The sequence below is a fragment of the Streptomyces sp. NPDC058295 genome (genome assembly GCF_042880655.1).
Lineage (GTDB): Bacteria > Actinomycetota > Actinomycetes > Streptomycetales > Streptomycetaceae > Streptomyces > Streptomyces coriariae.
Genome location: NZ_JBHVYO010000102.1, coordinates 1 through 7091, shown reverse-complemented (window position 1 = coordinate 7091; position 7091 = coordinate 1). Strand labels below are relative to the sequence as shown.

5 protein-coding genes and 1 pseudogene are annotated in these 7091 nt (G+C 67.7%); 1 reads left to right on the top strand and 5 read right to left on the bottom strand.

The window, feature by feature from the left end; translation table 11 throughout:
• Window positions 1–92: 92 nt before the first annotated feature.
• The 3 genes from ACFVYS_RS43585 to ACFVYS_RS43575 form a co-directional block, all read right to left on the bottom strand.
• The gene (locus ACFVYS_RS43585; RefSeq protein WP_389511423.1) at window positions 93–2516 is read right to left on the bottom strand and encodes a UvrD-helicase domain-containing protein; all 2424 of its coding nucleotides are present in this window, start codon (window positions 2514–2516) and stop codon (window positions 93–95) included.
• A gap of 379 nt (window positions 2517–2895) precedes the next feature.
• Window positions 2896–3198 carry a hypothetical protein gene (locus ACFVYS_RS43580; RefSeq protein ID WP_389511422.1) on the bottom strand — a complete coding sequence of 101 codons (303 nt, stop codon included), beginning with the start codon at window positions 3196–3198 and terminating at the stop codon, window positions 2896–2898.
• A 289-nt stretch (window positions 3199–3487) separates the two neighbouring features.
• The gene (locus tag ACFVYS_RS43575; protein WP_389511421.1) at window positions 3488–3619 is read right to left on the bottom strand and encodes a hypothetical protein; all 132 of its coding nucleotides are present in this window, start codon (window positions 3617–3619) and stop codon (window positions 3488–3490) included.
• A gap of 345 nt (window positions 3620–3964) precedes the next feature.
• On the opposite strand from ACFVYS_RS43575, the pseudogene ACFVYS_RS43570 reads away from it, so the two are divergent.
• A pseudogene (locus ACFVYS_RS43570) lies at window positions 3965–4254 on the top strand (transposase); the annotation flags it as partial.
• Between the two features lie 237 nt (window positions 4255–4491).
• On the opposite strand, the gene ACFVYS_RS43565 reads toward ACFVYS_RS43570, so the two are convergent.
• Together ACFVYS_RS43565 and ACFVYS_RS43560 are read right to left on the bottom strand one after the other, a co-directional pair.
• Window positions 4492–6216, bottom strand: a complete 1725-nt coding sequence (locus ACFVYS_RS43565) for an acyl-CoA dehydrogenase family protein (protein ID WP_389511420.1) — start codon at window positions 6214–6216, stop codon at window positions 4492–4494.
• A 98-nt stretch (window positions 6217–6314) separates the two neighbouring features.
• Complete coding sequence (locus ACFVYS_RS43560; protein WP_389511418.1) at window positions 6315–6890, bottom strand: PadR family transcriptional regulator; 576 nt, start codon at window positions 6888–6890, stop codon at window positions 6315–6317.
• Window positions 6891–7091: the final 201 nt, after the last annotated feature.

Sequence of the window (7091 nt, the reverse complement as noted above, 5' to 3'; positions counted from 1 at the left end):
AGGTCAATGAGTACCGCTCTCAGGAGCGGTACTCATTGACCTCACGTACATGAGCCGGTCTGCCGGCACCGGCGAAATCGCCAGGTCCGTGGTCAGCCTTTCTCCGACGGCGTCGAGCGCTGTGGCCGGCGAAGGTGGTCGCGCAGCAGTGCGCGCAGCTGGGGGAGTGGAACCTGAGTGCCCAGAGCATTGAGGAATTCCGGGACGTCCCATGTGATCAGAGCGCCCTGGCGGGAAAGGTAGAGGCCCACCCGGTCGATGCCATACGCGTTGTCGTAGTCGAGCAGCAGGTATCCGGCGAGCTGCTGCACGGCTGAGCGGTTGATCGTGTGGGGGCGGGTGGTGGCCTTGCAGTCGATCAGCAGCCCGCCGACGATGAAGTCCGCATCGGCCCCGCCCAGGTCGGCACTGCCGGCGAACACCGGCCCGCACACCCGCTGTTCGTCCGACAGGTCCCTGAACGGCGCGAAAGGCTGTTCGGCCAGCTCCATCTGCTCGGAGATGTCCTCCAGCACGTACGCCGGCACCGCCGCAGTCAGGTGATCCACGGTGGTTTGCGCGTCGGCGAGGGCCAGCAGGTTCCGGCGCCGGGAGAAGACGCCATTGCGGTAGATGGCCTCATAGAACCCGGCCACGTGACACAACCGGGTCAATTCCTCCTCGCCCAGTCCAGGCCCTCCTTCGAGGTGGCTTTGGAGACGGGCAAGCAGCTGGGTGCCGGCCGTATGCAAGGTCTCACGCACCTCAGGGGCAGGAGCCCCCTCGATCGGGAGCCGGCTGCCGAGTAGCCGAATGCCCGACGCGACCGCGCCTCCAGGGCCGCGGCCGAGACTGAGCCGGAGGCGGTAGTCGATGGTGTGCCCCAGGGCCGCATAATCGGGGCGCCGCTCATCCATGGGCTGCACCGCGGGAGGAAGCCCCCGCGAGCGGTCCAGATATGCGCCGACCACCCGCTCGGCGCGCGGCAGATGCCGATTCAGAAAGACGGACATCGGCGAGCGAGGGTACTGGAGCTGTCCGGTCAGCGGCAGCGCGGCCAGGGGCACGCCGTCCGGGGTACTGGTCACAGTTGCGCGCGAGGCATGCCGGATCTGGGCTTCGGCCCACTGGATCCCCGTCGTATCCAGCACCTCGCGGGCCCGCGTCACCGCCACGTAAATCAGACGCGCCTCCGCCGGATGCACGCTTCGTGCCGCCGCTTCCTCCGCAGGTGGCGTGAATCCGGCCCCGATCCGCACCCGCCTCCACTCGCGTCCCTTGGCCTTGTGCACCGTCGACACCACCACCCGCGCCTGGTCCTCGTCGACCATGCGCTTCACGGCCGCGATGATCTGCTGCGGCCCGTAGGTATCGACCAGCTCCACGATCGCCTTCAGCTCCGCTGCCGCGGAGTCCTGCTCCGCGTACTCCTGCACCTCACCCCAGGACGAGAACAAGAACAGCTCATGATGCGAGGTCCGCCGACCCGCCTGCAGGTCGATCGCCGCCTCAGCGATCGTCAACAGCGGCTTACTGCCCCCGGCCAGCGCAACCGGCACCCCCTTCTCGAGGAAGCCCAGCACCTCAGCGAGTGCGTCGGCGTTCCCCCGGCACAACACCGCATCGGGGACCTCGACCCGCCCCAGCCCCGATACACCACCGGCATGCCCGGTCAGCTGCATCGTCGACAACGCAGCACGCAACCACCGATTCGCCACCTCCGCGATCGCCGGCCCGAACCTGAACGACTGCGTCAACTCCAGCTGCTGCCCGGGAAAACCGCTCATGATGTCCTTGGCATGCCGCCAGTCATAGATCTGCTGTGCCGGATCCCCGACACACACGCGCTGCGCATCCTGCGCCAGGAAGATCTCCTCCAAGACCGGATTGGTGTCCTGCGCTTCGTCCAGCAGCACAAAGTCCGCAGGCAGCCTCGGCCGCGTCAGCGCCCACATCTTGAGGTAGTGATCGTGCTGAAACGGCAGCTTTCCCTGAAGCGAGCAGATGTCGTCCCACGCCCACCGCGCCCTGCTCAGCAGCACCTGCGCCAGATACTGCGCCCCCTGGTCATCCAGTCCGTTCACCGGGCCCAGATGCCGGGCTGCCACCTGCTGATCCGTGCTGTAGCAAAAACGCCGGACCATCTCCATCACCAGCCGCGCCTGCGTCGTCGCCCTCAGCCGCCTCTTGCCCACGGCCAGGTCGCGGTCCAGCCCCAGCAACTGCGCCGTACGCTTCAACGGCATGTGGCGCGAGCCGTCGAACCGGTCCTGGAACTGGCGACCCACCGCCCGGTGCGCCAACGAGTGCGACGTACGGCACTCCACATTCCTCCCGAACCGGCTCTTGGCTTCGTCAGCGATCGGCTTGTTGAAGGCCACATACAGGCCCCGGCCACGCGTTGCTGAGCCCATCATCACCAGCGTTGACGTCTTCCCAGTACCGGCGCCGGCCACCAACGCCAAGTCTTGGCCTGCGGCAAATGCCTCCCGGGCTGCTTCCTGTTCAGCTGTCGCCCGCAAAGCCACACCACACATCCCTTCCACCCCGCAGTACGGGTCGCCTCGGTCCGGCCCTGTTTCGGCCCCGCACGACGAGCATGGCGGGGCCCACTGACAGCCTGTCACCTGATCCCATACGCCTATGCGGATCTTCGAATAGATGGCCGATCGGCTACCCCCGGTCATCCCCTTCCGGAACAGCCGCGGCAAGGGCCCGGGCAGTTTCACGGCCCTCGCCCAAGCTGGGCAGACCGCCGGAGGACCTGCGCTAAGTGGGTCCTCCGGTCTCGCCAGCGCGAGGGCTGCACCAGTCACAGACTGCGCCAGCTTCGCGGTTCCGACCGCTCCGCACACGGCCGTTCACGGAGCAGGAGCTATCGCGTGCCGCAACGCGGGAACTGACTGATCAGCAGGATTAAGCGGGCGGCTTACTACTGAAAGTGCTCATGTTGGCGCAGTCATCAGGGTCACCGACCCATGCATACAGCCGCAGATCCTCACGGGTGCCGCTGATGTCGAAACCGGATCCGTAACTGCCCGGGCCGACCTCATAGTCGTTGATCTCGTAGAAGGAAAGCGCAACGTCGAAATCATTGCGACTGCCGTCGCTGAGTTTCCACCGTCCACTGCCTCGTCTCCGGTCCACGGGTCCAGTTGCCTCGTCGAGGCCAGCAGGCCACGCCACCGTCGTGAAGGAACCATCGCCCCGCAGGGTCACAGAGCTTCCCAACGGGTTCCGATAGGTGCCCACGAGGTTGTCAACCCCCAGGTCATCGGGTCGGCCGCCCTCCCCGGGACACGCCTCGTAACGAGCGAAGCACCCAGTCGCAGTGGACGCAAAAATCACCATGAGCGCACAAAGCAACGCCCGATGTTCCCGCCGCATCACGACCCCCCTCGCGCGTTCCCCCCACGGATTGTTCCACGGCAGCCCACACCCTGATCGACCGCTGGCCCATCGGCTGCCTTCTCGGCTCCCTCCGCCACGGTGATCCAAACGACAGACCCTAGGCGACCAAGGACAGCCAATTCGTCGCCGGGGGCCAGCGGCGCGGCTTCATGCTCTGCCGGACGCCGAGCAGGTCCGCGCACCGCCCCTCGACGGCGTCCAGGGCCTCGGTGGGCGTCAGATCGTCCATCCCCAGCACCCACTCCCCATGCCCAGCACAACGGCCAACTGACCATGTGGGACAAGGTCTTAGACGGTGCCGTCGTCGTGCCACCAGGTGAAGTACCAGTACACAGTGGGCCAGGGCGGGAAGTCCGGAGTGCACAACGGTCCGGGAATCCGGGGAGGACGAGGAAGACCCACTCACGTGGCTCGGCTGACTCCCCGCGTGGTTGAGCCCGGCCACGGCCCCATAATCTGCGGCCTTCGCCGAGTAGGATGCTCGCCCTGCCGACTCCGCGCATAATTGATCGTTTCAGAATGAGTTGAGCTGCGGGTCTTGTGCTCGACAATCTTGGTCGGCAGGGTGTCCGGGGTGCGTGCCGATCTTGTTCCTGATGACCTGTGGGAGCGGGTGGCCCGGCTGATGCCGCCTGCTCCCTGGCACTCGCCGGTGTGATGTATGTGCTGCGGACCGGTGTTGCATGGTGTGATGTCCCCGCGGAGACGGCGGGCTGCTCCGGGGTGACGGCCTGGCGCCGGCTGCGGGATTGGACCGAGGCGGGCGTGTGGCCGCGGCTGCATACTGCCCTGCTGGCCGAGCTTCGCTGTGCCGGCCTGCTGGACCTGGATGACTGCTCCGCGGACGGGTCACACGTCCGCGCCGAACCGCTTCCGCAGCGCCGAACCCGCCACCCGCACGGCGATCGCGGTGTTGCTCCAGCGGGGCCGTCCACACGTTGTGCTCGACGGCGAAGCGGACGGTGTCCTCGTAGAACGTGCGGGGCCGTCGCGGACGCCGGGGTGTGAGAGCCCGGTGCTGTGTCGGCGCCGGCAGGATGCGGCGGTGGTGGCCGGGCCGTGCGGCGCGGCCACCACCGGGACGGGTACGGCGTGACGTGCCTACGGGGCCGTCTCGTACGCGCCGGACAGTGCCTCGACCTGCTGCCAGACTCGCTCGGTGCGTGCCGGGTCGACGACGGGCCGCCGGACCGCGCCCAGCGCCCATTCCTGCTGCTGGCGGGTCGCCGAGTCCTTGCCGTGCAGTTCTACGGCGTGTGCGGAGAAGTCCCTTACGAGGACGGCGAAGAGTTCGTCGAGCACGTCTTCGTCGAGGCCGGTGAGGCGGGACTGTTCCAGGACGAGCTGTGCGTGGACGACGAGGGCGAAGAGCTGGCCGACGGCGAGGAGGAGGTCGAGGTCGCGGCTCTGTTCGGCGTCGGGGGCCGCGGTGGCGACGAACTCGCACAGGGCGTCGGCCTGTTCGCGCAGCCGAGCGACGTTGGGCAGGTGCGCGCACGACTCGAAGGCGGGCCGCCAGTCGTGGAAGCGGACCGAGCCGAGGCCGCGGGCCGGACCCTGCCGGAACAGGAAGGTGTCGTCGGCGGCGTCGAGGCGGGTCGGCACGTCGGGGTAGGCGGCCGGATCCAGGAGGTGGCTGCGCATGAACTTCAGGATCAGCGCCAGGTTGACGTGGACAGTGCCCTCCAGCTTCGGCAGTCCGCGGATCTCCACGGCCGCCTGGGCGAAGTAGTTGTCCTTCTCGAAGCCCTTGGCGGCGATGACGTCCCACATCAGGTCGATGACCTTCTCGCCCTCCGTAGTCACCTTCATCTTCGTCATCGGGTTGAAGAGCAGGTAGCGGCGGTCCTCGGGGCCGGCGCAGCGGAAGTAGTCCACGGCACGGTCGCTGAACAGCTTCATCCCGACGAGCCTGACGTAGGCGTCGGTCAACTCGCGCCGCACGTGAGGGAAAGCGGTCACGGGACGGCCGTAGAGGAGGCGGTTGTGAGCATGGGTGACAGCCTCGTACATGGCGTGTTCGCAGATGCCGATCGAGGCGGTGCACAGGTTGAACTTGCCGACGTTGACGGTGTTGAGGGCGGCGTCGAAGGCGGCGCGGCCGGTGTGCAGGACGTCCTCGGCCTGAACGGGGTAGTCCTCCAGGCGGAACTCGCTGACGAACTTGGACGAGTCGACGACGTTCTTGAGCAGGTGGTAGGCCGGGTGACGGCTGTCGGCGGCGAAGAAGACGTAGCCGTCGGGGCCCTCGACGTCGGAGCGGCGGCCGAAGACGGAGACGAGTCCGGCGGCATTGCCGTTGCCTATGTAGTACTTGGAGCCGGTGGCACGGAAGCCGCCGTCGCCGTCCGGCTCCAGCAGCATGTCGGTGGAGTAGATGTCGGCGCCGTGCGACTTCTCGGACAGGCCGAAGGCGAACACCTCGCCCTGGTCGAGGAGTTGGGCGGCGCGGTCGCGGGCGGCTGCGTTGTCGCTCTGCCAGACCGGGCCGAGGCCGAGGATGGTCACCTGCCAGGCGTACCAGTAGTCCAGGCCGTAGAAGCCGAGGATCTCGTTGAGCGCGGCGATGCGGGCGGTGTCCCATCGTTTGTCCGCCTCTCCCGCTCCGGCGGCGGAGGAGGGCGTCAGGAAGGTGGCGAACAGGTTCTCCTTCGCGGCGAAGGCGAGGAAGTCACCGAGCCAGGCGCGTGTGCGGTAGTCCTCGATCAGCTGTCGCTTCCCACGTACCTCGAACCAGTCGACGGTGGCACGCAGCAGGCGGCGCGTCTCGGAATCGAAGTGCGCGGGGTCGTAGGTGCGCGGGTTGAAGAGAGGTTGGTCAGCCATGGTGAGGACCCCTTTGGGCTGGAGGACAGATGAGAAACGGAGAAGTCTGAGGCTGGGGGAGCCCGGAGGACCGGAGCAGCGGGTGAATGACGCGGCGGTCAGCGGCCGGGCGGACCGAAGCGGGCGAGTGTGCCAAGCACATCGTCCAGCCAGCCGATCATCATCCGCTCGTAGGCGATGCCGCCGCGCAGGACGACGTGCTGGAGCTCGTGTTCCGCGTCGAGTGGCGCGTCCGGCGGTGCCACGTTCGCGTCGGTTCCGGTGAAGTCGCGTTCCTCGCCCGCGAGGTAGTGCGCCAGCCGGTCGCGGTGCGCCTGCCGGTGACGTTCCACCTCCTGGATCAGGGCGGCCGGGTCGTCGAAGGCGGCACCGCGGATCTTCACCGCCAGGTCGTGGCGGACGCTCTCCGGCTCGATCGGATCGTGCAGCCACGAGGACAGCGCGGCCCGGCCGAGGTCGGCGACGGAGTACTCCTTCTTGTCCGGCCGCCCGTGCTGCGGGACGTCGCGGGCGTCGACCCAGCAGTCGTTTTCCATGCGCTTGAGCACGCGGTAGATCTGCTGGTGGGTCGCGGTCCAGAAGTAGCCGATGGACCGCTCGAAACGCCGGGCCAGCTCATAGCCGGACCCCGGTTTCTCCAGGAGTGACACCAGGATCGCGTGTTCGAGCGCCATGCCGACGATCGTGCTATGCAACTCGTTGCATAGCAAGTCCCGCACACGTCTATGCGACGCGGCTCACCCCGGCCGGGGGCCTTCGGGGGCCGGGGCTCTGGTTCCGGGGGTGGCCGACGCAGAGGCAGCGTGTCACCTGGCGTCCCCACCACGCCGGACCCGCGGAGAACCGGCGACATGAGGGCGGCGGCACGGTTGCCC